Source organism: Pantoea sp. T14 (genome assembly GCF_036663535.1).
Lineage (GTDB): Bacteria > Pseudomonadota > Gammaproteobacteria > Enterobacterales > Enterobacteriaceae > Pantoea > Pantoea phytostimulans.
Window position 1 is genome coordinate 550,913 of the sequence record NZ_JAWUEB010000027.1, and the last position, 23,150, is coordinate 574,062.

The 23,150-nt window shown below is 46.5% G+C and carries 21 protein-coding genes; 11 read left to right on the top strand and 10 right to left on the bottom strand.

Going from position 1 to position 23,150, the window contains the following annotated elements; all coding sequences use genetic code 11:
• Nucleotides 1–383: 383 nt before the first annotated feature.
• Complete coding sequence (locus SC127_RS20710; protein WP_243078048.1) at nt 384–1,979, bottom strand: bifunctional aspartate transaminase/aspartate 4-decarboxylase; 1,596 nt, start codon at nt 1,977–1,979, stop codon at nt 384–386.
• Between the two features lie 42 nt (nt 1,980–2,021).
• Nucleotides 2,022–3,713, bottom strand: a complete 1,692-nt coding sequence (gene aspT / locus SC127_RS20715; protein WP_215846914.1) for an aspartate-alanine antiporter — start codon at nt 3,711–3,713, stop codon at nt 2,022–2,024.
• A gap of 861 nt (nt 3,714–4,574) precedes the next feature.
• Between aspT and SC127_RS20720 the strand changes: the two genes are divergently transcribed.
• The 3 genes from SC127_RS20720 to SC127_RS20730 all read left to right on the top strand — a co-directional run bounded on the left by SC127_RS20720 (nt 4,575) and on the right by SC127_RS20730 (nt 8,469).
• Nucleotides 4,575–5,099: a phenolic acid decarboxylase gene (locus tag SC127_RS20720; protein WP_243078047.1), complete on the top strand. Its 525-nt coding sequence runs from the start codon at nt 4,575–4,577 to the stop codon at nt 5,097–5,099.
• 70 nt (nt 5,100–5,169) lie between these two features.
• Entirely contained in the window at nt 5,170–6,375 is a 1,206-nt protein-coding gene (locus SC127_RS20725; protein WP_332627848.1) for an FAD-dependent oxidoreductase, read from the top strand.
• A 321-nt stretch (nt 6,376–6,696) separates the two neighbouring features.
• The gene (locus tag SC127_RS20730) at nt 6,697–8,469 is read left to right on the top strand and encodes a sensor domain-containing phosphodiesterase (RefSeq protein ID WP_332627850.1); all 1,773 of its coding nucleotides are present in this window, start codon (nt 6,697–6,699) and stop codon (nt 8,467–8,469) included.
• 58 nt (nt 8,470–8,527) lie between these two features.
• Here the strand turns inward: SC127_RS20730 and SC127_RS20735 are convergent, their stop codons facing one another.
• On the bottom strand, nt 8,528–8,884 hold the full coding sequence (locus tag SC127_RS20735; protein ID WP_243078044.1) for a hypothetical protein: 357 nt from the start codon (nt 8,882–8,884) through the stop codon (nt 8,528–8,530).
• A 455-nt stretch (nt 8,885–9,339) separates the two neighbouring features.
• Complete coding sequence (locus tag SC127_RS20740) at nt 9,340–10,221, bottom strand: alpha/beta fold hydrolase (protein WP_243078042.1); 882 nt, start codon at nt 10,219–10,221, stop codon at nt 9,340–9,342.
• Between the two features lie 283 nt (nt 10,222–10,504).
• Between SC127_RS20740 and SC127_RS20745 the strand changes: the two genes are divergently transcribed.
• The 4 genes from SC127_RS20745 (at nt 10,505) to hchA (ending at nt 13,515) form a co-directional block, all read left to right on the top strand.
• Nucleotides 10,505–11,092 (top strand): CGNR zinc finger domain-containing protein, encoded by a 588-nt coding sequence (locus SC127_RS20745; protein ID WP_332627852.1) that lies wholly within the window; start codon nt 10,505–10,507, stop codon nt 11,090–11,092.
• 177 nt (nt 11,093–11,269) lie between these two features.
• Nucleotides 11,270–11,950: an SOS response-associated peptidase family protein gene (locus tag SC127_RS20750; protein WP_332627854.1), complete on the top strand. Its 681-nt coding sequence runs from the start codon at nt 11,270–11,272 to the stop codon at nt 11,948–11,950.
• Nucleotides 11,951–12,204: 254 nt separating this feature from the next.
• The gene (locus tag SC127_RS20755; RefSeq protein WP_243078040.1) at nt 12,205–12,447 is read left to right on the top strand and encodes a hypothetical protein; all 243 of its coding nucleotides are present in this window, start codon (nt 12,205–12,207) and stop codon (nt 12,445–12,447) included.
• A gap of 216 nt (nt 12,448–12,663) precedes the next feature.
• On the top strand, nt 12,664–13,515 hold the full coding sequence (gene hchA, locus SC127_RS20760; protein ID WP_215848288.1) for a glyoxalase III HchA: 852 nt from the start codon (nt 12,664–12,666) through the stop codon (nt 13,513–13,515).
• Nucleotides 13,516–13,523: 8 nt separating this feature from the next.
• Here the strand turns inward: hchA and SC127_RS20765 are convergent, their stop codons facing one another.
• Entirely contained in the window at nt 13,524–14,447 is a 924-nt protein-coding gene (locus tag SC127_RS20765; protein ID WP_243078039.1) for a LysR family transcriptional regulator, read from the bottom strand.
• 205 nt (nt 14,448–14,652) lie between these two features.
• Between SC127_RS20765 and SC127_RS20770 the strand changes: the two genes are divergently transcribed.
• Together SC127_RS20770 and SC127_RS20775 are read left to right on the top strand one after the other, a co-directional pair.
• On the top strand, nt 14,653–15,843 hold the full coding sequence (locus SC127_RS20770) for an MFS transporter (RefSeq protein ID WP_332627857.1): 1,191 nt from the start codon (nt 14,653–14,655) through the stop codon (nt 15,841–15,843).
• A 284-nt stretch (nt 15,844–16,127) separates the two neighbouring features.
• The gene (locus SC127_RS20775) at nt 16,128–16,406 is read left to right on the top strand and encodes a hypothetical protein (RefSeq protein ID WP_243078037.1); all 279 of its coding nucleotides are present in this window, start codon (nt 16,128–16,130) and stop codon (nt 16,404–16,406) included.
• 862 nt (nt 16,407–17,268) lie between these two features.
• On the opposite strand, the gene SC127_RS20780 is transcribed toward SC127_RS20775, so the two are convergent.
• The 5 genes from SC127_RS20780 to SC127_RS20800 all read right to left on the bottom strand — a co-directional run bounded on the left by SC127_RS20780 (nt 17,269) and on the right by SC127_RS20800 (nt 21,725).
• Nucleotides 17,269–17,496 carry a YgdI/YgdR family lipoprotein gene (locus SC127_RS20780; protein ID WP_215846908.1) on the bottom strand — a complete coding sequence of 76 codons (228 nt, stop codon included), beginning with the start codon at nt 17,494–17,496 and terminating at the stop codon, nt 17,269–17,271.
• Nucleotides 17,497–17,511: 15 nt separating this feature from the next.
• A complete protein-coding gene (locus tag SC127_RS20785) occupies nt 17,512–17,745 on the bottom strand; it encodes a YgdI/YgdR family lipoprotein (RefSeq protein WP_215846907.1) in 234 nt (77 codons plus the stop codon).
• A 2,028-nt stretch (nt 17,746–19,773) separates the two neighbouring features.
• Nucleotides 19,774–20,025 carry a hypothetical protein gene (locus SC127_RS20790; RefSeq protein ID WP_215846906.1) on the bottom strand — a complete coding sequence of 84 codons (252 nt, stop codon included), beginning with the start codon at nt 20,023–20,025 and terminating at the stop codon, nt 19,774–19,776.
• 146 nt (nt 20,026–20,171) lie between these two features.
• Entirely contained in the window at nt 20,172–20,366 is a 195-nt protein-coding gene (locus tag SC127_RS20795; protein WP_243078036.1) for a hypothetical protein, read from the bottom strand.
• A 108-nt stretch (nt 20,367–20,474) separates the two neighbouring features.
• Nucleotides 20,475–21,725 (bottom strand): mechanosensitive ion channel family protein, encoded by a 1,251-nt coding sequence (locus tag SC127_RS20800; protein WP_332628261.1) that lies wholly within the window; start codon nt 21,723–21,725, stop codon nt 20,475–20,477.
• A gap of 315 nt (nt 21,726–22,040) precedes the next feature.
• Here SC127_RS20800 and SC127_RS20805 point away from each other — a divergent pair, with 315 nt between their 5' ends.
• Nucleotides 22,041–22,355, top strand: a complete 315-nt coding sequence (locus SC127_RS20805; protein WP_215846905.1) for an MliC family protein — start codon at nt 22,041–22,043, stop codon at nt 22,353–22,355.
• A gap of 18 nt (nt 22,356–22,373) precedes the next feature.
• Nucleotides 22,374–23,030, top strand: coding sequence for a pyridoxamine 5'-phosphate oxidase (pdxH, locus tag SC127_RS20810; protein ID WP_215846904.1), 657 nt, complete (start codon nt 22,374–22,376; stop codon nt 23,028–23,030).
• The last annotated feature ends 120 nt before the right edge of the window (nt 23,031–23,150 follow it).

Here is a 23,150-nt window from a genome sequence, read left to right on the forward strand (position 1 = left end):
AGTTAATTTTTAAATTCTTTCGTTATTATTATTTCCCTGACGACAGGTCGCGAGTTTTTTTGCCGATTGGTGAATGAGGGATATAAATCCGTTGGCAAGCCTGGTGGCATCCGTACTGAAAAACATCGCAATTCTTTAATAAACCCCCACTGTTCCACTAAGAGGCAGTTAAAGAATTGGCCTTATAGCTTTCATGGTTTTTGTTCGAATAAATATTTTAGATAAAATCAACAGGATAAAGAAGCGAAAAGGATAAGTAGTAGCGTAATGTCACATTCCACGCAGGATAGCTTTTTAATAAGCCCGGTTTCCCGGGCTTTTTCAGTCGATGGCGGTCAGAAATTATCGTGTTTTAGCACTAAACAAACTCAGCCTTATTTCCGCTATTTTTTCTTAGTCGCAAGGCTATATTCTTTATACGCCTGCTCCATCATCTTGCGTAAAGCCTTACCTATAGCGGCATACTCATATTCATTGAGGTTTGCCAGCGAAATGCGTCCTGCGGGTTTTTGCGTGCCGAATCCTCTCCCTGGCAGCATGACGATGCCGGTTTGCTCTGCAATCTTGAACAGCAGATCGGTTGGGTTAAGCGTTTTATTGACCCATTGGGCAAACTCGTCACCGTAAACCTGACGCGAGATCGCCTCAAGATCCAGCAACGTGTAATAATCTACCGCTTCCTCATTATCGATATGGGAAATACCCAACTCTCGGTATAGCACCGCCTGACGCCGACGAATAATTTCGGACACGGCAGATTTGTAGCCATTTTCGCCATCCATCAATGCAAACAGACTGAATAACACCATCTGCACCTGTTGTGGGGTAGATAAGCCAGCGGTATGGTTCAACGCCACGCTGCGACTGTCAGCGACCACGCGGTCAAGGAAACGGAGTGCAGCCACATCCGGCGTCAGTGAAACATAGCGTTCGTCTAACCGTTTTTTCTCATCCGCACTGAGTTTGCTGATTTTATCATCAAGAATATTTTGTTGATGCGTGGCAATCACGCCCAGTCGCCAGCCGGTTGCGCCAAAATATTTTGAAAACGAATAGACCAGAATGGTGTTTTGCGGACAGGTAGCAAACAGAGATTTAAAGTTATGTGCAAAGGTGCCGTAGACATCATCAGTAAGGATGATCAGATCGGGCCGTTTCTCAACGATACTGCTCATCTTTTCTAAGCTGCGCGCGTCCATTTTCACCGACGCGGGATTGCTGGGATTGACGCAGAAAAAAATCTTCACGTCGGGATCCAATAGCTTATCGAGTTCTTCATCCGGGTATTGCCAGTTTTCTTCAGGAGAGGCGTTGATCATCACACTCTCCAGCTGGTAATCCTCAAGCTGTGGAATTTCGATATAAGGCGTAAAGATAGGCGCACCCATCGCCACCTTATCTCCCGCTTTAACAAGCCCGTTGGTTCGCAGCGTATTGAACAAATAGGTCATGGCTGCGGTGCCACCTTCCACAGCGAACAGATCAACATCTTCAGCAGAAATAAGCCCGCCTATCATCTCCTTAACGATATATTCACGGGTCACTTTTTCGCTGAGTCTTAGCATTCGCGGCGGAACCGGATAATTTGCGCCAAGAATACCTTCCACCATCTCATGTAAAAAGTCTGAAGCTGAAAGACCTAACTGATCGCGAACGTAGCTGACAGCGCGTGAGAGAAAGGCGACACCAGGGTGCTCATGCTCACGTGACAAATAGGCGTCAAAGCGCGCCTCAATGCCTTCAAGACGCGGCAGGCCACCAATGCCATGAGGCAGATAAGAGTAAGAAAGCTCCGCCTCTTCGGTTGCAAACAGTCCAAGTCGCCAAAAGGCACGCCGAGGCAGAGTGGCAAGGAAATTAGGATTGCCCCGACCCGCATTGAGCATTAGGCGGTCGGATTTGCTTGAGGCCAGCTCAATCAGCGCATCCTTGAGTTCAAAGGGGCTAAGTGATGCATATTTCTCGTAAGGATTGGACATGATAATACTCTCCTGAAGGAAGCATTTACGTACAGGGAAAGGTCAGACCAGCGCAACAATAAGCGGGCCCAGCAACGTGAGAAACACGTTTGCCAATCCATAGGTCACCGCAAACGGCGCGGTAGGAATGGAGTTGCCCGCCTTATCAAGGATTTCACCAAAGGCAGGGTTCGCGCTGCGCGTACCGGAGAGCGCGCCGGCAAAAACAGCAGTGTTGTCGTAATGCAGAAGGTAGCGGCCAATGAGCAGGGTGATCATCAAAGGCACCACTGTCACCACAATGCCGATTAAAAAAATTGAGATGCCGTTAGTCATCACGGTCTGCACGGCCTGCAGGCCTGATTGCAACCCCACTACAGCAACAAATCCTGCCAGACCGAGATCACGCAGTAAGCCTGAAGCGGGAAGCGGCATATTACCGATAAGCGGTTTGCGGGCCTGATACCAGCCAAACAGCAGGCCTGAAAGTAATGCACCGCCGCCGCTGCCCAGCGTGAGCGGCACCGCCCCGATGCGCAGCACCAACAAGCCCAAAATCAAACCAAAAGAGAGTCCCAAACCGTGAAACATAAGATCGGTCTTGGGACTTTTAATAAGCACCGGACCGGCTAACGTCGCGGCACGTTGAATATCCTGTTCGCTGCCGTACAGCGTCACAACGTCATTATGCTGAATGACGGTGTCTTCTTTTACCGGAACCAGGGTTTCCCCGCGCTTAAGTGCTGCCACATAAATGCCGTGTCGAACTTCGCCGGAGATTTGATGGCGAAGCTCACCAATGCGTTTTCCCACTAGCGAGGGATTTGTCAGCAGGGTATCCGTAGTTTGCATGGTCATCTCTGGCCCTTCATCCGCAGCCAGTTCTTTTCCGAAGGAAGGGGCGAGAGAAATAATGCCTTTACGGCGACCCACTAACAGCAACACATCGGTCTCGTTCAACCGCATTTCAGGTGTGACAGCAATCACTTTATCGTTGCGTTTTAGGCGCTCCAGCGTGACGGGAAAAAGAGGATCTGCGCTGGCCTCAATTTCTGCAATGGTCTTGCCTCCAGCCGGCCCAGCGAGAAATACCCGTCCGACTAATTCGGGCAGCGCTGGCTCCTGACCGGGCGCAAGCACCGTGGTTCCCTGCATCAGTTCAAGTTCTGCCTTGAGGGCATCTTCACGTATGGAACGGCCCATGATCCTTGGCAGGATGTTCACGCAGATGATGATGGCGCCCAACGATCCAAATATGTATGTCACCGCATAGCCAACAGCGACATTACCCTGCATTTGTTGCAGCTGTGTTGGATCAAGACCCAGTTTGGCTATCGCCGCACTGGCCGTGCCGATGATGGCCGATTGGGTAAGTGCACCCGCAGCAATACCTGCCGCGATGCCTTTATCCAACGCAAACACTTTGGCCATCGCCACTATGGTAACCAATGACGAGATAACCAGAATCAGCGCCAGAGCAATTTCCCGAATCGTCCGTCGCCCTAATGAGGAGAAGAATTTAGGACCGCTTTCAAAACCTACCGCATAGATAAAAACGGCAAACAGTACATTTTTAATGCCACTGTCGATGGTGACTCCAACCTGGCTAATCAACACGGCAACCAGCAGCGCACCGGCCACGCCGCCCAGCTGAAAAGCGCCCAGTTTGAACTTACCAATCCATGTGCCGATAGCGAGCGAAAGAAACAGGGCGAGTTCCGGCGACAGACGAAATACTTCATGAAGCAAGTTCATAGAAGGGTATCCTGCAATACGGTTCATGGGGTTCTACAGGCAATGCTATGCCTGAAGAAAATATATTCATTAAAGGGTTTCATTATTAATAACACCCTAAACAGGGTAGCTGCATCTGTTATTAATAACACCCTAAACAGGGTAGCTGCATCTGTTAGCATTACAAATAAAATTCGCTCTGTTAGATTAATATTTTTTATTTCAGCTTGATGTGGAAATCGCAGGGCGTTCTATTATGCTTTCTAAAACAGACTGATTTTAACAAGGGTAAACCTATAATTTCATTCGGCGATATACGTCCTGTTAGTTATGTTCAGGGCCAGGATTTATTGCTTTTTTTCCATTATTTTGGAATGGTGGTCACAGTTCGAATCCCATAAATGAGACTGCCTGAGGTATCACTTGATGGGATTAACCTGACATAAAGAAAGGCGAAAGGGGTACAGCTAAATTAACGCTTGCCAGTAGGTTTATATAAATTTCAATGTCATTGAGATTATGTTTAAGTTGTGTTTTTTCTTTAATTTTCAATAACACTTGTATTTTATTTGTAATAAAACCGTCATCAAGGAGTGGGTTTAAAAAGTATAATTAAAATGCTACTTATCAATTTAGTTACAAACTATTACGTTAAGAATATTTATACCCATTAAAAATTATTCGGTTATAAAGTAATGCATAAACGCTGATCTAACTGTTGCTTGTTTTTTTGACTGGATCGAAATTTATTATGTTTTTAACATCAGTGCCTGCGTTAATGCGTAATGCAGCTATCAGTATAAAAAGCATCTTTTTATTTCTCGGCGTTAGCGCTATCAGGCGCTAAACATAACCTTTCACCTGGCGTAAATGAGGCGTTCTATGTCTATTGATCCTAATCAAGCTATATCAAATGATTTGTCAAATTTTGTTGGTACACATTTTGTTTATACTTATGATAATGGCTGGAAATATGAATGGTATGCGCGCAATGACAACACTTGTGATTATCGAATACACCAAGGCTTGGTAGGTGGCAGGTGGGTAACTAACCAAAAAATGCATGCTGTACAGTTTGCACCGGGTATTTTTAAAGCTGACTGGCACGAACCCACAGGCACATGCGTGAGTCTGCTGTTTGACCTGAACAGGAAGATTGTGCATGGCACGATATTCTTTCCGCAATGGATAGCCGGAGAAGGGCAACATCCCGAAAAAACCATCTGCTATCAGAATGAGTTCATTGATGATATGCATCGTTTTAGAGATGAGGGACCGGCTTATCCCTATGTGATCATTCCTGAATTTGCTCAGGTAACCTATATGAAAAATGAAGGGGCTGATAATGACGACGTCATTAATATGGCGCCCGGTCAGCTGCCGGAAGACTTTTTTGAAGGAAAGTAAGCTGACTCTCTCCTTGTCTAAATGATAATTATTATCATAAACTGACTTCATACAAAATGAAGGATTCGCTATGAAGTCATCCTCTACTGAAATCATCTCCTCTGACTGTTGTATCGTCGGCGCTGGCCCGGCAGGTTTGATGCTTGGCTACCTGTTTGCCCGCGCAGGCTTGCGCGTTGTGGTGATCGAAAAACACCCTGATTTCCTGCGCGACTTTCGCGGCGACACCATTCATCCCTCTACGTTGCAAATCATGCATCACCTTGGGTTACTTGAAGCGTTGCTTAAGTTACCTCATCAACGCGCAGAAAAACTTCAGGCAGAAGTGGCGGGGCAAGAAGTCACCATGGCTGACTTTTCACGTCTGCCGGTAAAGTGCCGCTTTATTGCTTTTATGCCACAGTGGGATTTCCTGAATTTTCTGGCAGAGAAAAGTGCCCAATTCCCCGGCTTTACTTTGCTTAAATCGACCCGGTTTGATGACTTCCTGTATGACAAAGAGGCGGTTTGCGGGGTAAAGGCCTCAGCAGAACATCGGCTGTTCGCTATTCGTGCACGCGTAGTAATTGGTGCCGATGGGCGTCGTTCAGCGGTCAGAGAAAAAACCGGTCTGACAAGCCGGGTATTCGGAGCATCACGCGATGTCATTTGGTTTAGCTTGCGTAAACAACAGGGCGATCCGAAATGGGAAATGGGACACAAAGGCCCGCGTCAAAATTTCATCATCATCGATCGCGGCGATAACTGGCAATGCGGCTATACCATTCCGAAAGACCATTTCACTGCACTGAAATCGGCGGGTCTGCCCGCGTTAAAAAAGAGCATTGCGTCGGTCGCCCCTTTTTCCGAAACGCGTATGAATGAACTCGTTGAGTGGGATCAGCTCAAGCTGCTCTCTATTCGCATTGACCGGCTTGATAAATGGATGAAGCCCGGCGTGCTTTGCATCGGCGATGCGGCACATGCGATGTCGCCCATTGGTGGTGTCGGTGTCAATCTGGCCATTCAGGATGCCGTTGCGACGGCCAACGCGTTAACCGTGCCGTTGCTAAAGGGCGAAGTGCAACTGCGCGATCTGGAGAAAGTACAGAAGCGGCGGCAGTTCCCTACGGTTGCTACCCAATTTCTGCAGATAAAAATGAGCAGCAACAAAGGAAAATCCACGGGTAAAAGCAAGATGCCCACCCTGATTCGCCGCCTTCCTTTTCTGCGTTTCGTTTTCGGACGACTAATTGGGTTGGGATTCAGAACGGAAAAGCCGCAAAACTTTCGCTAAAACAGGGCTGACAGGACATGTACACCCCTTTATAACCCGCTGCATATACCCTTTTATGAGCAGGAATGAAGCAGGCTGAATCGTTTAACCTTTTTTGCGCATAAAGCGTTTTTTCAATGAAATCCTGACGACAGTGGATCTATAATTCTTTTGACTTGGGTGAAATACGAATCGTCTTGATTCAGATGTAAATGTTAGTAAGGAATTGCGGAGCCTGTGATACAGTTTCGCGCATAAACTAATAGAAGTGGATGCTATTTTCTTCCTCTATTTTTGGCGTTAATTTTTTGTGTTTTTCGCCCGCAGTCGATGGAGGCTTCAGTGCAAAGTAATCAAAGTGGCTACGAAGAAAGACGTCTCAAAGCGGTTAAAGCGCTTATGTCACCTGATGAAAGCAGGGATCTGGTGCTGGAAGAGTTTGTTCATCTGGCCGGACAAGTGCTAGGCATTTCAGGAAGTTTCATTTCCATCATTGATGATGACAACCAATATATTAAAGCTGCACGCAATTTTGCGCTTAAACAGTCAACCCGAGAAGATTCTCTTTGTCGTCATGTGATAGAGGGAGAGGGGCAACTTGTCATTCATGACACGCTGCTCGATGCTCGCTTTTCGGCGCATCCTTTTGTCGAAGGTGAACCGCATATTCGATTTTATGCGGGCGTTTCACTGATGAATAATGAAGGTTCCGCGTTGGGAACGCTTTGCGTCACCGATGTGCAACCTCACGAATTCAGTGAAGCCAAACTCACCACGCTAAAATTAATGGCAAATCTGGTGATGTCATTTCTGGATGCCTGGAGCCATGCCGGTTTTGCAGATTTCATGACGCATTTGCCTAACCGCCAACGGCTGATCAGAGATATTCAGCAACTTGTGGTCAATCAGCCTCATCATACCTTTAGATTGATATTGATCGATTGCATCGATATTCCGCGCTCTTATGAACTCGCACGCACGGTAGGCATTGCTCCGGTTGAGAAATTGCTCCGGCAGATGGCCTCGTTGGTGGCCGATCGTCTTCACTTACAAGCGGGGAAAAAGCTTTATTCGTTTGCTCCAGGTCGTTTTGCGATCATTCAGGAGAGTGAAGGGGCTTTGAACGCGGAAAAAGTTAGCCAGCTTCTGCAAGGTATGAATGCGGAATTGGCCGAAAATATTGCGATTGAACTGGAGGTTTATACCGGAGAAACGGTGTTTACTCCCGCTGAGATGTGTGCCAATGAGATACTACGTCAGGCAGTGAGTGCGCTGCATGAAGCCATTGGACAAGACATTAGCGCGATGTCTTTCGATGAATCTTATGACACACGCCACACCGATGATTTTCTTATCATGAATGATCTCGCCGTGGCGCTGAAAAAGGATGAGGGCCTGTATGTTGCTTATCAGCCAAAGGTTTGCCTGAAGACCGGCAAAACCGTGGGACTCGAAGCCTTGATTCGCTGGAATCATCCTGAAAGAGGGGAATTATTCCCGGCAGATTTTATTCCATTAGCGAAAAAAACCAACCTACTCTCTGATCTCACTGAATGGATTATTAGTCGGGTCATTGATCAATTAAAAAAATGGAACGTCGAGTATACGCTGATTCCCGTATCGATTAACGTCAGTGAAAAAGACTTCTCTAAAGCTGATTTTGCCAGCACGCTAGCAGCAAAAATAGATGCAGCGGAACTGCCGAGAACGCTCATTGGTATTGAATGTCTGGAAAATGAGCTGATCACTGAAAGCGTTATCGCTATTAAAGGGTTGGAATCGCTCAAATCTTACGGCTTTATTATATCACTGGATGACTTTGGTACCGGTTATAGCAATATCAGTTATCTTCAGGATATTCCGTTGGATGTCATTAAAATTGATATGTCATTAATTACACGTCTGGGAAATGATGCTCCATCCAACATTATTGTCAAAAGCATTATTCGCATGTTAAAAGAGCTGGACTATACGGTATTAGCCGAAGGGGTCGAGACAGAAGCGACTTTGCGCCTGCTTAAAGAGTATGGTTGCGACCAAATTCAGGGCTACTTCTTTTCGAAACCGCTGCCAGCCAGCGATATGGAACATTGGCTCTATCAAAAAAGAGCCTAATGGCTACGCGCACGGGTTAGTACCCGTGCGCGTAGAATCGTATCAGCCATTCACCGCATTACAGACAGGCTTTGAGAAGTGACAGACGATCGCTCTGCACGGTATCACCCATTTCAAAGGTTTTATAGAATTTCACTTCAGACCCTTTTCCTCTTGAATAGATATCAGCAAACATCGAATCTTCCCAGGTATACACGCTGATTACCTGCTCTGTTTTTTCGATATGAGATGTCTCATCTTTAGCAATAACGGCAGTTGTTGACCAGGCATTATAAATACACTCGCTTAATTGCTGAGAAGATCTATTGCTATGCATCTGGAATGCAGCAGGCTTATTTCTTGCGTCATCAGGTGTAACCTGACAACCGGTGAGTAAAAGTGAAATGACCAGAAAAGGAATTCGGAGCTGGATCATAGTAAACCTCTAGCGATCGCTGAATTACCTATTTAATTTTGCTGTCATTTCACCGCATATTCATCTGTCAGGTGAAGGCAGCACATATCCATCTTTAATGCTTTGCCTGAGGATTGATGCTCAATGCTTTTTCAATGCAAAAAAGAACAGCGTAATTATTAGGATGGTTATCCACCGTCTGTTAAAAATCTTCACATTAAACATATTGAAAATAATATTAATGCGTCATTTTAAAAAATAAAATGATTCTCATCGAATACGCTAATAACGAAAGGGCAACGGTTTTCATAATCTTCCAACCAATTATAACCTGAGTGTTAACGGTCAACGGGTAATCTGCATTATTTGCTAGGTAGGTCACAGAGCAAAAAGCGTTGAGCGCATTTATCGCTTTATCGGTTGGGTTTATTAACGGTAAAACTGCCATGACGCGCACGGCAGTTTCAGAAAAAGGATCAACGTTGTTCACCGCCAAGCACGTCGCGGATGCGTTTGGCAATCACACCAACATGGGTTTCAAGCGCAAAATGTCCGGTATCCAGCAGCTCAACCACCGCATTGGCATTATCACGCTTGTAAGCTTCAGCGCCTGGTGGAATAAAGAAGGGATCGTGCTCCCCCCAGATAATCAGCGCAGGTAACTGCGTTTTACGGAAGAAAGCCTGAAAATCGGGATAACGTGACAGATTGTTTGCATAATCCAGAAACAGATCGAGCTGAATTTCCTTGTTGCCGGGACGCTCAAGCCACAAAGCATCCAAATAATACGCCTCCGGCGCGACGCGTTCCGGCTCTGTTACGCCATGCAGATACTGCCAACGCGTGCCTTCCAGGTTCAATATGGCGTCATGAACAACCTGGCGATTCTCCTTACTGGGATTAGCCCAGTAAGCTTGAACCGGTGCCCACGCGTCACCTAATCCTTCCAGATACGCATTACCGTTTTGCGAAACGAAACCCGTTACCCGTTCAGGATAATTAAGGGCAAGCCGCAAACCCGCAGGTGCACCGTAATCAAAGACATATAACGCATAGCTTTCCAGCCCCAGAACATCAACAAAGTCCGTTAAGGTTTGGCCAAGTGAATCGAAGCTGTAGTGATAATGACGTTCTGGAGGAACTTCAGTTAAACCGAAACCGGGCAAGTCAGGGGCAATCAGATGAAACTTATCAGCCAGCAAAGGAATCAACTCACGAAACTGGTGAGAGGAGCTTGGAAAACCGTGTAATAGCAGCAGGGTGGGATGAGAAGGTTCACCGGCTTCGCGGTAGAAAACCCGGACGCCATCGGCTTTGGCAAATTGATAGCGCACCGGGAAATGCTGATTCATTGTCATGGCTATATTCCTTAAGGGTAACTGTTAAAAATAGATTTAGTGGTTACGGTGTTCAGTATGCGCGCCTGTTGTAACCAGTCAATTGCTAATTTAAGGGTTACGGAGTTTGCCAAAGCGATTCTTATATAAATTATTTTATAAAAATATTGCTAATCAATGGCATATGCAGATATCGAGACGCTATTTTTATTTTTTGAGCCGTTGAGTAGGCTATGCAGTAACTGTTCAAATGGGATTTTATCGGTTACGATGGCGATAGATTTTTACAGTTTTGAGGTGTTCAATGTCTTCTCTTGTTCAAACGCACTCAGGAAGCGGCCCGTGGTATCTCGCGGATCATGCTGCGCTTGATTTCATCAATACAGTGGCGCAGGTCGATGGACAACCGCATGATTTTTTCCAAACAGATGACGATGTTAAAACCTGGTTCATACAAGCTGGGTTGAACGGGCTATCCGACTCAACCGAATATGAATCCGGCGCACTGTTGCAGGAAGCGCGCCAACTGCGCGAAACGATCAGACGTTTGGTATTGCACAAAAAAAATGGTGAGCGGCTTCATCCTGAAGAGTTGAACCGTTATTTGGCGCTGGCAAACAGTTATAAAAAGCTTGTCACGGACGAACAGGGTTCGCTGAGAATTACTCGGATTTATGCCAATCAAACGCCCGCTCAGTGGTTGGAGCCGATGGCGGATCTTGCTGCTTCACTGCTCGCAGAAAAGGATTTCAATTTGGTGCGTGAATGTGAACATCCAGAATGCACGCTTTGGTTTTTTGACCGCACCAAAGCACATCGCCGCCGCTGGTGCAGCATGGCGCTGTGCGGTAACCGAGCAAAAGTCGCTCGATTCCGTCAGCAGCAAAAATAGATGGCGTCGTTGTTCTGTAACGTATGGCTCGCGATACGCTGCGCATTCGCTGGCTTAACACCGCCAGCCAGTGACGACGTTATGCATAATGCCTCATGAAAATTATGCTCAACGCCAATTCATTTTCTGCTTTGCTATGCTTTGAATATTGAGCAATCACATCGTTGAATAAACACCATGTGTGGACGTTTTGCGCAGTACAACAGCAGAAATGAATATTTTGATGCATTAAAGATCAAAGATGACGAAATCATTTACGACCCGCAGCCAATAGGGCGATTTAACGTTGCACCTGGCACTAAAGTCTTGCTGTTGAATGAAAGAGATGAACATCTTCATCTGGATCCGGTTTACTGGGGTTATGGTCCAGATTGGTGGCATAAACAACCGCTGATCAACGCGCGCGGCGAAACGGCAGCGAGTGGTCGTATGTTTAAACCGCTGTGGCACCATGGACGCGCTGTTGTACCTGCTGACGGTTGGTTCGAATGGAAAAGAGATGCCAGCCACAAGCAGCCCTATTTTATCTATCACCAGAACAAGCAGCCGCTGTTCTTTGCGGCCATCGGCAAAGCGCCTTACGACAAAGATCATGGTCATGAAGGCTTTGTGATTATTACGGCGGCCAGCAATAAAGGCATGGTCGATATTCACGATCGCCGGCCCTTGGTGCTCTCATCGGATGCCGTTGCCGAATGGCTAAGCCCTGAAACAACGCCTGAACGTGCGGAAGAAATTGCGCAAGACGCCGCACTGCCGGAAAAGGCGTTTGCCTGGCATCCGGTTGATAAAGCCGTCGGCAGCATTAAACATCAGGGGGCAGAGTTAATAGAGAGAATTGATCATCCCCTGGTTTGATTGCCTATTAAAACGACACCGCAACTTATCCTGATTACGCCTTTTGTTGCGGCTAGAAGGCGACTGTAAAGTGGCTAATAATCCGAGCGTGCTGATTACCTGCGCGCGTTCCCGTCCGGGCCCAATAACAACCGTTAACGGTGAATGGTTCTCTCCACAGGCATTAGCTATCAGCCGAGCTGATAAGCGAAGGCTATCGCATTGAAAATAAATACCGTCTGGCCGGGAAGGGGTTGTGCAGGAATAATCAGGTCATGACCACATATCGTGTACGAGTCGGGTTTCATAACCCATCAGCCCTGACATTCATGCAGTTGGATGAAATTCTTGAGCCGCAAAGATTTTGGAGAACGGACTCTTGCGGCGGACGGTTCCGTTATTTCATGGAGTATGAATATGAATCAATGAGAGACCTTTGTTCTGTCTGTTCACTGGCTTATTCGCAGGCATGCAAAGTGAAGAAGTGCCCGCTGATACTGGTCGAAGTCAAAAGCTAACCCCAAAAAACGCAATGCAGCCGATGAGCTTAATGAACGCGAAAACACACAGTAACCCTTATCAGCATCGGCTGCTGCTGACTTCACGATAAGATAACTCACCCAAGCAACAGCGAACGCATACAGAAAACATAAGCCCGTCAACATGGTTTGTGGTTTCAAAATGCACTGCTGCGATGTTCTATGCTTAACCGTAACTAGCATGGAGATAAAATGATGTCAGCCGAACTCAGCAAATTACCCACACCCGATAAAGCGGAACACAACGCCTATTTTCCTTCAGCGTATTCGCTCAGCCAGTTTACGCAGCCTAAATCTGACCTCAACGACACCGAGTACGAAAAGCCTTATGCAGGCAATAAAAAAATTTTGGTGATCTGCACCGATGAGCGGTATTTGCCGCTTGAAAACGATACGCTCTTTTCAACCGGGAACCATCCGGTTGAAACGCTGCTTCCCTTGTATCACCTGCATCAGGCGGGTTTTAACTTTGACGTTGCTACCCTCTCAGGGCAAATGGTCAAGTTTGAGTTTTGGGCCATGCCAGAACAGGATGAAGCCGTAGTGGGATTTCTTAACCGTAGCTTGCCGCTGTTTCGTTCGCCTCTGAAGTTGAGCGAAGTGGTGAAGGCACTCAATCCTCACTCAGACTATGCGGGGATATTTATTCCGGGTGGACATGGCGCTTTGATTGGTCTGCCTGAAAGCCAGGCAGTTGCTGACGCTATCCGCTGGACGCTGGCAAACGACCGCCATCTGATTTCAATTTGCCATGGGCCTGCGGCGTTTATCTCTCTGGATAAAGGGGATAACCCATTGCAGGGTTACGCCATCGCTGCTTTCCCTGATGCTATTGACAAGCAAACGCCGGATATCGGTTACATGCCTGGACATCTGACCTGGTATTTTGGTGAAAAACTGGAAGCGCTGGGTCTTAAACTCATAAACGACGACATAAAAGGCACGGTGCATAAAGACCGCAAAGTACTCACCGGGGATAGTCCGTTTGCCGCTAACGCGTTAGGTAAACTTGCGGCAGAGACGTTGTTAAAAGCGCATGTTGAATGACGCTGGCATTACGCTTCGCTGCCAGCAATGCGCATTGACGCGCCTTTAACGCGCAGCGCATCAACCACCAGTGAAAACGCGGGCGACGGCTGGCGACGGCTGGGGTAATAGAGGTAATAGCCAGCAAAAGGGGGACACCACTCTTCAAGCACTCGCACCAATTTACCTTCGCTAAGATAGGGTGATAACTCCTCTTCAGGCAACCAGGCAATGCCGTGCCCCGCCAACGCGGCATCCGCCACATGCAGAGAGGAGTTGAAAATTACTTGCCCATCAACCCGTACGTTCACCTGCTTACCCTGATGTTCGAAGTCCCAAACGTACAGCCCGCCGCCGCTTACCATCCGCACATTGATACAACTGTGCTGCATAAGATCACGCGGCGTAAGGGGAGGCGGGTTCTGTGAGAAATAGGCAGGCGAGGCGGCAACCGCCATTCGCAGTTGCGGCCCAATCGGTACAGCAATCATATCTTTATCGATGGTATCGCCAAGACGCACACCCGCATCAAATCTTTCCGCGACAATGTCGGTGAAACCATAATTCACGTTGAACTCAATTTTTATATCCGGATATTGATGCATCAGAGGCGTGAGTTTCGGTAACAGCGTGGTACGTAAAATATGATCACCACTGGTAATGCGCACTGTGCCGGCCGGTTTTTCTCTAAGTTCAGTAAGAATCTCCAGTTCCGTCTCGATTTCATCGAATCGATGCCCAATCGCCAGCAATAAACGCTCTCCAGCAACGGTGGGCGATACGCTGCGCGTGGTACGCGTTAACAGGCGAATCTGCAAACGGTTTTCCAGAGAAGTAATCGCCTGGCTCAGCGCGGGCTGAGTCACGCCCAAATGGGCTGCCGCTCGGGTAAAACTGCCTTCACGTGCCACGGTAACGAAGGAAAGCAGGTCATTGAGATTACGTTTGATCATGCCGATCACCCCTGTCATTTATAAATGTCACTTATAACCTCAGTAAGCATTCATTAGCTTGTCCTGCTGTGCGACTTCTGTAGAATTTTAACGACACCTTTTATCCCCATGCATTTTAAAAATTTCTGCGTATTCCTTTTGGTGCACGCAAAGGCTTCGGCTTGCCTGAAATTTACCTGCGCATTAATGACGCCCGAGGAAAGTTATGACTGATCAGATACAGATGGAAAAAAAAGAGGTTGAGGAAACGGCCTGCTGGAGCGGTGTATTGGCGATGACATTGTGTGTCTTTGCGCTGGTGGCATCAGAATTTATGCCAGTCAGTTTGCTGAGTCCTATTGCTCAGGATCTTCACATCAGCGAAGGGCTGGCGGGACAGGGAATCTCGATTTCCGGTGCGCTGGCGGTGTTGACCAGTTTGCGGATTTCATCCGTTGCCGGCAGCCTGGATCGCAAACAGCTGCTTTTGGCTATGACGGCATTGATGATGGCCTCAAGTGCGGTAATCGCTTTAGCAAACAGCTACGTTATCTATATGACGGGCAGAGCGTTGATCGGTGTGGCCATCGGCGGTTTCTGGTCACTGTCGGCGGCTACTGCTCTTCGTCTGGTACCCAGCGCCAGCGTGCCGCGAGCACTGGCAATTTTTAACAGCGGTAATGCGCTGGCAACGGTTATCGCTGCACCCTTAGGCAGCTATCTCGGCGCGATGATGGGCTGGCGAGGCGCGTTTCTTTGCCTGATCCCCGTCTCATTAGTTGCTTTTATCTGGCAATGGATCAGTTTACCGACCCTGGCCATGGATAAAGCGCAGCAAAAGCGTGGCGGGGTGATATCCCTGCTGTCTCGCCGCTTAGTGGTTAGCGGGCTGCTCGGCTGTGGCCTGTTTTTTATGGGGCAATTTGCGCTCTTCACTTATTTGCGTCCCTTCCTCGAAAACATCACGCAGGTTGATGTCTCCACCTTATCTCTGACGTTACTGGCGATAGGTATCTCAGGATTTATGGGGACTTTACTGATTGGCCTGTTTCTCCGGGCAAACTTCTATCTCACCTTAATTGTGATTCCAGTCGCGATGGCGATCATCGCGGTTACGCTGATTGATTTTGGTCATCAAACCGGTCTGGTAATGGTGTTGCTGGCGCTGTGGGGATTAGTCGCCACTGCAGCTCCTGTTGGCTGGTGGACATGGCTGGCACGAACCCTGCCAAACGATGCCGAAGCGGGAGGTGGATTGATGGTCGCGGTGGTGCAACTTTCCATTGCGCTCGGTTCAACCGCCGGTGGCCTGATGTTTGATCATCGCGGTTATCAAAGCACCTTTGCCCTAAGCGCCGCGCTGTTGCTGCTGGCTGCGTTTATCACTTGGCTGACAGCACGCAGTGAAAAAAAATAGATTTGTGAAGCAGGCGCTGGCCTGATTGTTTATCGATCAATAAGGTCGGCGTAATGAAAAGTTTCATCTGACACATGAATGGCGGCGGGTCTGGCTGACACAGTGCGGCCAGACCAATGAAAGCAGGCAACAACTGTTCTGCTGAAGCGTCGAATCAATGCGTTAGATGAGGTTGAAAAAAGCTTTTTTTATCACTGCTGCGACGAGTGATTACACTATTATTTACCTGGCCCGACCAGATCGGTTGCGTTTGGGCGTAATGATAATAGAACTAGGTAGATGTAATGAACTTTAAGCAGTTTCAAACCAGGATTGAGCTTTGGTCCACACTTTATTTCTCAGCAGTCATCAGCAGCCAATATGGTTCAGATTATGAAATATACGTAACTGACCAAACAAGTAATGCGAAAGGCAAACTGTTTATTACTTCTGCTGCAGACGAAGCTGAGGCGAATCAGCTTATTAAGCAGTTTAGTTTGTGGTTGATAAAGATAAACAGTGAGAACAGGAAACAACAACGCGATAGGTATCATGAAGGTGAAATTGATTTTTCCATTAAATAATATTCGCCAGCCTATTTCGATGAGATGTAATAATCCCTTTTTACTGTAAACAGCAGAAAGCATTAAGCTGGCCGAATAAATAAATCAGCCCTTGCAGATAAAACAGAGCGCTAACAGCCTGTTTCTCTGTATAGGGCTTCATCAGGAAAGCAAGTCGGACAGGTTGGTCTTAATTCACGGACGCTTTTGACGGCGCAGTACATGCGCTAAACCGACAAGGGCAGGATCAAAAATCGACTTGAACCTGCGCCTATCAGGCATCATAAAACCCGGTTTTCTCTAGCAATCTGCGCGCATACATATGCTCCGCATCGGATGCGCCTCTGTCAGTGACCTCACGCATCAAGCAAACAGAAACGTCCCCTAAGGCAGCAGGGCGCCTGCATCCACTTTTGTCATACCATTCAAAAGACCAGCTGTCTGATTTCCGACGATGATAAATAGTCAGCCAGGTACTGCAATTGGCAGGATATCCGCTGAATACTTCCACTCGCTTATCCGAAATTTTTTTCGTTAGCGAAAGCAGTAAGGTCAATGCCGATGACACCATGGATGCATTGGATACTGTATTCATGAGGGCCTCTGAGTAACAAGTCACTTAACTGTGAAGTTGATGTAAATGGTTTGCTGTTGGGGCGCGTATCAATCAATTGTGTTTCACCCGCTTCGGAGCCAGATGCCACTTATCTTCTGGTAAAGCGTAATCTACAGACCGGTTTTCCGTGAGCGAGAGATCGCCTGTCGCGCTTAAATCATAGCGTAATCGTAAAAAAATACAGGGATTGAGTAAAAAAGTTCATCATTGCTGTAACGTCACAAAGAAAAAGCCGCCCTGAGGCGGCTGGGGGAATCGATTCGATAATTACTTCGGTACTTCTGAAACCGATTTTACATCGGTTTTATTAATCTGCTGTTTAACACCGTTAGCGTCGGTGTAAGCCAGCAAACCTGCATCTGATTCTGCAGGTTTGCCGTCACTGATGATCGTGCGGCCATCATTGGTATGAATGGCATAACTTGTGCTGGTGCAACCCGTCAATGCAGCCATACCCAATACTGCTGCCAGCGGTAAAATCAGGAATTTTTTCATATCAGTCACCTTATATTAGTTATCAAGTTCGCTCATATTGCTTATCTGATTGCGGTTGATCTGCTCTTCCTTGCCAGTCTGTGCATCCTTGTAAGAGACTAAACCGGTATCGTTATCGATCTGAGGTTTGCCGTCAGTCACGATTGTGCGTCCATCTGTGGTCTTAATTGATTGGTTGGCAGCACATCCAGCAAGCGTACCTAAAGAAATGACCAATAAAGCAACAGTTGAAAGGGATTTCATATTCATTTTCATCTCCTTGAATTAAAAACAGACCTTAATAGCGTAGACAATATTTGAAAAATTTCCGCTTGGAATTAAGTGACTGGATAATAATTAAACAACAAAATCAGTCAGATAGAATAATCCTGGCTATATAGAGTCTTGTTAAAAGCATTTATTGCAAAAGTAACGACGTTTTTATAAGCACAAGTGTTCACAATTAAACACGCTGCAAGCTTAAATTTACATTTGAATTTATGCTATTTTTACTGCAACTATTTTGTTTTTCAAATCGACTATTGCCAACAATAAATGACTGATTGCTCTGCTTACGTCAATTTCACGCTATTCTTCAGAAATTTTGCGTTGAATTAATGCTGAGCAGGGCTGCTATGCTGTTGAGTAGCCGTTCAGTCGATTAAATAAATGCCTGCCACAATCGCGCTAACAGAAAGAATATGTAATAGCTCAGTCATTGTTATTTCTCCTGATGAATACCTGACCTCTACAGTGAAGAAGCTGACAGCCAATACGTCAAAAAAATTTACATTTTTCTGAGGCTGTCGAAGTTGAATACGTTTTACAGGCAGGCGTTTTAGGTTGGGGCAGGATAATAAAAGAGACCTCTTTACTTCTGCATAGCCCGTTAATAAAAACGGCAGAGGTAACGAATATCCATTTTCAGTGATGAACGAGGTGTCTAAAAGCGCGTGTTTTTTCCAAAAAAAATCCTCTCTTTTGAGAGGAAAATATAAGAAATTGTCGAATTTAGAATCTCTCTTAAATCATTTCCCTGGTGAAGGCATGACTCAAAGAGTTTCCTCACTGTAACATACTGCGCTAATCGGTCTAGAGGGCTGATCTTTGGAAAAAAGGTTTTCCATCTAAAGGTTAGCTGACTAATTTTTGGGATAAGTATTGTATTCAACAAGTTGTGAAATGTGGAATTTAAGTGTCGTTTTAATTGAAATAAAAACTAACAAAAGCAAAGAGAAATTAATGATTTCTTAACAGTTTACGTGACGCTTTCGGCTCTTATCAGCGTCAGGGTTACAGAAAAAAAGAAAAAGGTGTTTTATAAAATTACTGGCGTCATTCTAATTTTGGCATTCAGAGCGATGAGGTAATGACACTGAGACGCAGAAATAAGCTATTTGCAATAAATCTGGGAAATTAAAACCCGGAACTTGAAACCAAGAACGTGTAATCAGGGGTTTAAAATCAGGAAAGGGAAGACTCAATAACGCTTTGATACAGTAAGAAAAAAGGTCTATTCAAAAAAGATGACAGAAAAAAAAGCCTCTGGAGGTGGAAATCCATAACACCTGCAGAGGCGATGCAATGCATCGTTCGTTACGCGTGGCTGAATGCCACCGCATGACGTTATACAAAAAGAGTAGGCTTGTACAATTTTATCCGGTGCAAATTGTGTGGTCTGAGGTGTCATGAAAGGGCTGTTTATAACACCCTCTTTTAGCCACAAGCTGATTAAGGATAGGGTCGCGCGGGAAGCATAAAATAATCTTGCGTAACGTGAGTTAAAGAGATAGCCACAACGCTTTGTAAGGGCAGCCGGTCTTGAGGTTAATTAAGGTTTCAATCTTATTGTTGCAATAAAAATACTGTTTAAAGAAGTGATTAAAAAAGCCCCCTGATTTGGGGGGCTAAAGGGTAGGAGTTAGTACATGCTCTGCGACCGGAGCGGATTTCGTCACAGAGCCATTTGAATATAGACAACGTTAAAAAAGATGTAGGGACCTTTTTTAAAAAAATAGAGCTATTAATCATGCAATTAAAAAGTATCTTTTGGTTATTTTTATTTATTACAGTTACTTGCTAAGCCTGAAATCGGTTACTAAGAATTATCTTTAAAAGGCACTGTGCTAAATATTTATCAACAGCCAAGGAAAAATAAAGCGCTGTGTAAAACTGATTCAGAGGCTAAAAATTTATAATGACGATAAATAAAAGGCGGGAAAGAGACGCTAGCGTGATGCCGAACGACAAAATTTAAGGAAAAGGCAGGCCACCTGAAACGTGGCCTGAGATGCACTGTCAATCCATTGAAGGCGGTTCATATTTAATGTACTGACGAACAGCGTCGTGAATGTCTCTGTTATCACCTTCATCCAGGCCGCGACCTGCATACTCTTTGGCCAAGGCTTCAAGCACGTCATCGAATTTGCCTTTGTAGTTAAGATTATTGAGGGCGATCTGCTGCCCCATAATTTCTCTTAATACGTGGGTTTCGATTCTCAGTTGATGCACCGTGTCTTCAAGGTTCTTGATGCGATCTTCGTCTGACATATTACCTCCACTGTTAAAACAGACAGAATAGTCAAGCGACTCCCCGGCAGGCAAGCGCAGTGTCGCACTAAAGTGACCTGTCCGCACATTGGCGGGCTTTATTACGCTTGCGGGTTAAGTAAACCTGGTATGTAGGCTTATCGACGCTACTTGCTGGGCGGGGTGTTCATGCGCTTTAAAGCATTCACACCGAGCAGGATGAAATAAAAACCCGGTAATAAAAGTAAGAGGGTGAGCAGCGGATTGAAACCCGTCTCTTGTGCTCTGCGAAAACACGCTAAGAGCAAGGTAAACCAGGCAAACAGACCTATCGCGGCCAAGGCTGCGCCATAATTTTTCATTTTGAATTCTCCCCATACGCTGAGGAGAGTATCGGCAGCCCAGCCGAAGGTATGAATAAATCATCGTGACCGCTGATGCCCTCCTGCTACGACTCAGGCCGTTCTGTATCAAACGTGGTTATCACGCGCATTGATTGCCGGAGCCTGCTGTGAGAGGCGTGAGAAATCAGTGCCTGCCGGGTGCTGATAGAGCCGCAAATCGAAGTAGCCGACAATGGCATAGATGTATTCGAATATCTCTGCTTGCGTATTCTCGTAATCGATCCACAAGGTGGAGGAGGTGAAGCAGTAAACTTCGATCGGTAAACCATCGGGTGAAGGCTTTAACGCACGCACCACGATATACATCTCTTTATTAATATCATCACGTTGAGAAAGATAGGCGGTGAGATATTTGCGGAAAACAGTGAGGTTGGTAATGCCATTTTCCAAAAACCAGCGGTCGCCAACGGCCGTGATATCACGACCATCAAGCAGCACCGAAAGCGGCTCACTGACCGCACGTATTTGGCTCATCGATTGAAGCATCTCCTGATTCACGAAAGTCACCGATCGCTGATCCAAATAGAAGCTTCGCATGATGCGCCGCGCGCCGGAGGAGAACATCGCCTGCCAGTTGGTATAGATTTCCGTCAAAAAGTTTTTAGTCGGAATGCGGGAAATCGTATTGTCCCAGTTACGTATGGTGATGGTGTGCAGGGCGATATCAATCACTTCGCCGCTGATACTGTTTTCAGGCATTTCAATCCAGTCACCGAGCTGCAGCACATCATTGGAGGAAACCTGAATATTTGCCACCAGTGACAGCAAAGTGTGCTGAAAGATCAGCATCAAGACGGCGGCCACAGCACCCAAACTGGAAATAATAATCGCTGGCGACTTATTAGACATAATCGCCAGAATCATGATCGCGGAGAGGATATGAACCAGTATTTTTCCTATCTGGATGTAGCCCTTAATCGAGTGATTTTTGCGTTTCGACTTTTTCGAATAGGAGTTATTAACGATCTCCAGCACTTCGGTAAAAAACAGCGAAAGATAAATAAAGAACAAAATGCCGCAAATGGTTTTGATAGCAATAAGTAAATGCTCGGGAAGTTCCGGCATAAATTGCAGAAAATAATAGACGGTAATGACAGGGATAAAATTCGAGAGTTTCTCTGAAATTCTGACATCTTTATCGAGGGGGACATCTTTTTTATGGCTGCTAAAAAAGACTTTTCTCACCACTTTAACCACAAAGAATTTACAGATCAGGTGCGCAATCATACCTGTCAAAATTAATAAAATAATGCTGAAGGTGGCGGAAAGAAACGCATTGCCCTCAATGAAATTCGTTAAATCCTTAATGTAACTCATCATAACCATATGCCTAAAAATGTTAGGGCGAATTCAAACATATTCAGGCAGGAAAGTGTATGCGGGGAATGCGCAAAATGAACAGGCGTTGCTGGGAGGTACTGACAGTTTGGCGGGGCCTTTATTCACTCATTTGAGGCGATGAGCACCTCCGCCTGTAAAGCCACGGCAACAGTCATGCCCCATCGCATGAGCCTAAAACAGCGCGAGTAACGTTTCGTTACCTCACTCCGACGGTGATTAGTGTGGATTCTGACTTACTTAACATTCATTCCTTCTTATAATGTTGTCACCATTTGCTCAGGAGATCCCACCATGTTGAAAGGATTGACCGTTGGCGCTGTGCTGGTTTTGTCTGGGTGCAGTTTGATGCACACGCAGCCCGAGCAGCCAAAAACGCTGCATTATCGTTGCGGAACGCTGCCACTGACTGTCACGCTGGATAATGCGCAACAGCAAGTCAGCTTTATTATGGATGGCAAGCCGCTCACGTTGAAGCAGACTCAGTCCGCCTCTGGCACGCGTTACAGCGACGATAATTATGTTTTCTGGTCAAAGGGCAACGGCGCATTTATCGAGCGTAATGATAAGATTGTCGTCAACGATTGTGAGCTGCAACCTGCCAATTAATTTGAAAGAGTCATCATCATGAGCGACAGCGCATCTTTTCAAACTATTTCCCATCTGCGTCGCGAGTACACCCGCGGCGGATTACGCCGTAAGGATCTGCCCGACGATCCGCTGGTTCTGTTCGAAAACTGGCTGAAGCAAGCCTGCGAAGCCCAGTTGCCCGATCCTACCGCCATGACTGTCGCGACGGTGGATGAAAATGGACAACCTTACCAACGCATCGTGTTGCTCAAACATTACGATGCACAAGGCATGGTTTTCTATACCAATCTTGGCAGCCGTAAAGCGCTGCAGTTAGCCAACAATCCGCGCATTGCGCTGCATTTTCCGTGGCACTTTCTTGAGCGCCAGGTAATGGTGCTGGGTGAAGTCGAAAAACTGTCACCGCTCGAGGTGCTGAAATACTTCCATAGCCGGCCGCGAGACAGCCAAATTGGTGCATGGGTGTCGAAACAGTCGAGCCGCATCTCTGCGCGTGGCGTGTTGGAAGGAAAATTCCTTGAGCTCAAGCAAAAATTCCAGCAAGGGGAAGTGCCCTTACCGAGTTTTTGGGGCGGATATCGGGTGAAATTTCATACCGTTGAGTTCTGGCAGGGCGGTGAACATCGTCTTCACGATCGCTTCATCTATCAACGTGAAAGCGATGGCTGGAAAATCGACCGACTCGCGCCTTAAAACTGTACCTTTCTCGCCTTTCAACGCTGGCACAGAAGTCGCCAGCGCTTTATGCTATAGCCCTCGTTTTTTTTGATTCCGCAACTCAGCGGAAAGCTGTGTACCAGCCTAGGTGCAGTC

What these genes read in the sequence shown, in the direction of transcription:
- SC127_RS20710 (WP_243078048.1), bottom strand. Translation starts at nt 1,979, where the DNA reads ATGTCCAATCCTTACGAGAAATATGCATCACTTAGCCCCTTTGAACTC.
- aspT (WP_215846914.1), bottom strand. Translation starts at nt 3,713, where the DNA reads ATGAACTTGCTTCATGAAGTATTTCGTCTGTCGCCGGAACTCGCCCTG.
- SC127_RS20720 (WP_243078047.1), top strand. Translation starts at nt 4,575, where the DNA reads ATGTCTATTGATCCTAATCAAGCTATATCAAATGATTTGTCAAATTTT.
- SC127_RS20725 (WP_332627848.1), top strand. Translation starts at nt 5,170, where the DNA reads ATGAAGTCATCCTCTACTGAAATCATCTCCTCTGACTGTTGTATCGTC.
- SC127_RS20735 (WP_243078044.1), bottom strand. Translation starts at nt 8,884, where the DNA reads ATGATCCAGCTCCGAATTCCTTTTCTGGTCATTTCACTTTTACTCACC.
- SC127_RS20740 (WP_243078042.1), bottom strand. Translation starts at nt 10,221, where the DNA reads ATGACAATGAATCAGCATTTCCCGGTGCGCTATCAATTTGCCAAAGCC.
- SC127_RS20745 (WP_332627852.1), top strand. Translation starts at nt 10,505, where the DNA reads ATGTCTTCTCTTGTTCAAACGCACTCAGGAAGCGGCCCGTGGTATCTC.
- SC127_RS20750 (WP_332627854.1), top strand. Translation starts at nt 11,270, where the DNA reads ATGTGTGGACGTTTTGCGCAGTACAACAGCAGAAATGAATATTTTGAT.
- SC127_RS20755 (WP_243078040.1), top strand. Translation starts at nt 12,205, where the DNA reads ATGACCACATATCGTGTACGAGTCGGGTTTCATAACCCATCAGCCCTG.
- hchA (WP_215848288.1), top strand. Translation starts at nt 12,664, where the DNA reads ATGTCAGCCGAACTCAGCAAATTACCCACACCCGATAAAGCGGAACAC.
- SC127_RS20765 (WP_243078039.1), bottom strand. Translation starts at nt 14,447, where the DNA reads ATGATCAAACGTAATCTCAATGACCTGCTTTCCTTCGTTACCGTGGCA.
- SC127_RS20770 (WP_332627857.1), top strand. Translation starts at nt 14,653, where the DNA reads ATGACTGATCAGATACAGATGGAAAAAAAAGAGGTTGAGGAAACGGCC.
- SC127_RS20775 (WP_243078037.1), top strand. Translation starts at nt 16,128, where the DNA reads ATGAACTTTAAGCAGTTTCAAACCAGGATTGAGCTTTGGTCCACACTT.
- SC127_RS20780 (WP_215846908.1), bottom strand. Translation starts at nt 17,496, where the DNA reads ATGAAAAAATTCCTGATTTTACCGCTGGCAGCAGTATTGGGTATGGCT.
- SC127_RS20785 (WP_215846907.1), bottom strand. Translation starts at nt 17,745, where the DNA reads ATGAATATGAAATCCCTTTCAACTGTTGCTTTATTGGTCATTTCTTTA.
- SC127_RS20790 (WP_215846906.1), bottom strand. Translation starts at nt 20,025, where the DNA reads ATGTCAGACGAAGATCGCATCAAGAACCTTGAAGACACGGTGCATCAA.
- SC127_RS20795 (WP_243078036.1), bottom strand. Translation starts at nt 20,366, where the DNA reads ATGAAAAATTATGGCGCAGCCTTGGCCGCGATAGGTCTGTTTGCCTGG.
- SC127_RS20800 (WP_332628261.1), bottom strand. Translation starts at nt 21,725, where the DNA reads ATGAGTTACATTAAGGATTTAACGAATTTCATTGAGGGCAATGCGTTT.
- SC127_RS20805 (WP_215846905.1), top strand. Translation starts at nt 22,041, where the DNA reads ATGTTGAAAGGATTGACCGTTGGCGCTGTGCTGGTTTTGTCTGGGTGC.
- pdxH (WP_215846904.1), top strand. Translation starts at nt 22,374, where the DNA reads ATGAGCGACAGCGCATCTTTTCAAACTATTTCCCATCTGCGTCGCGAG.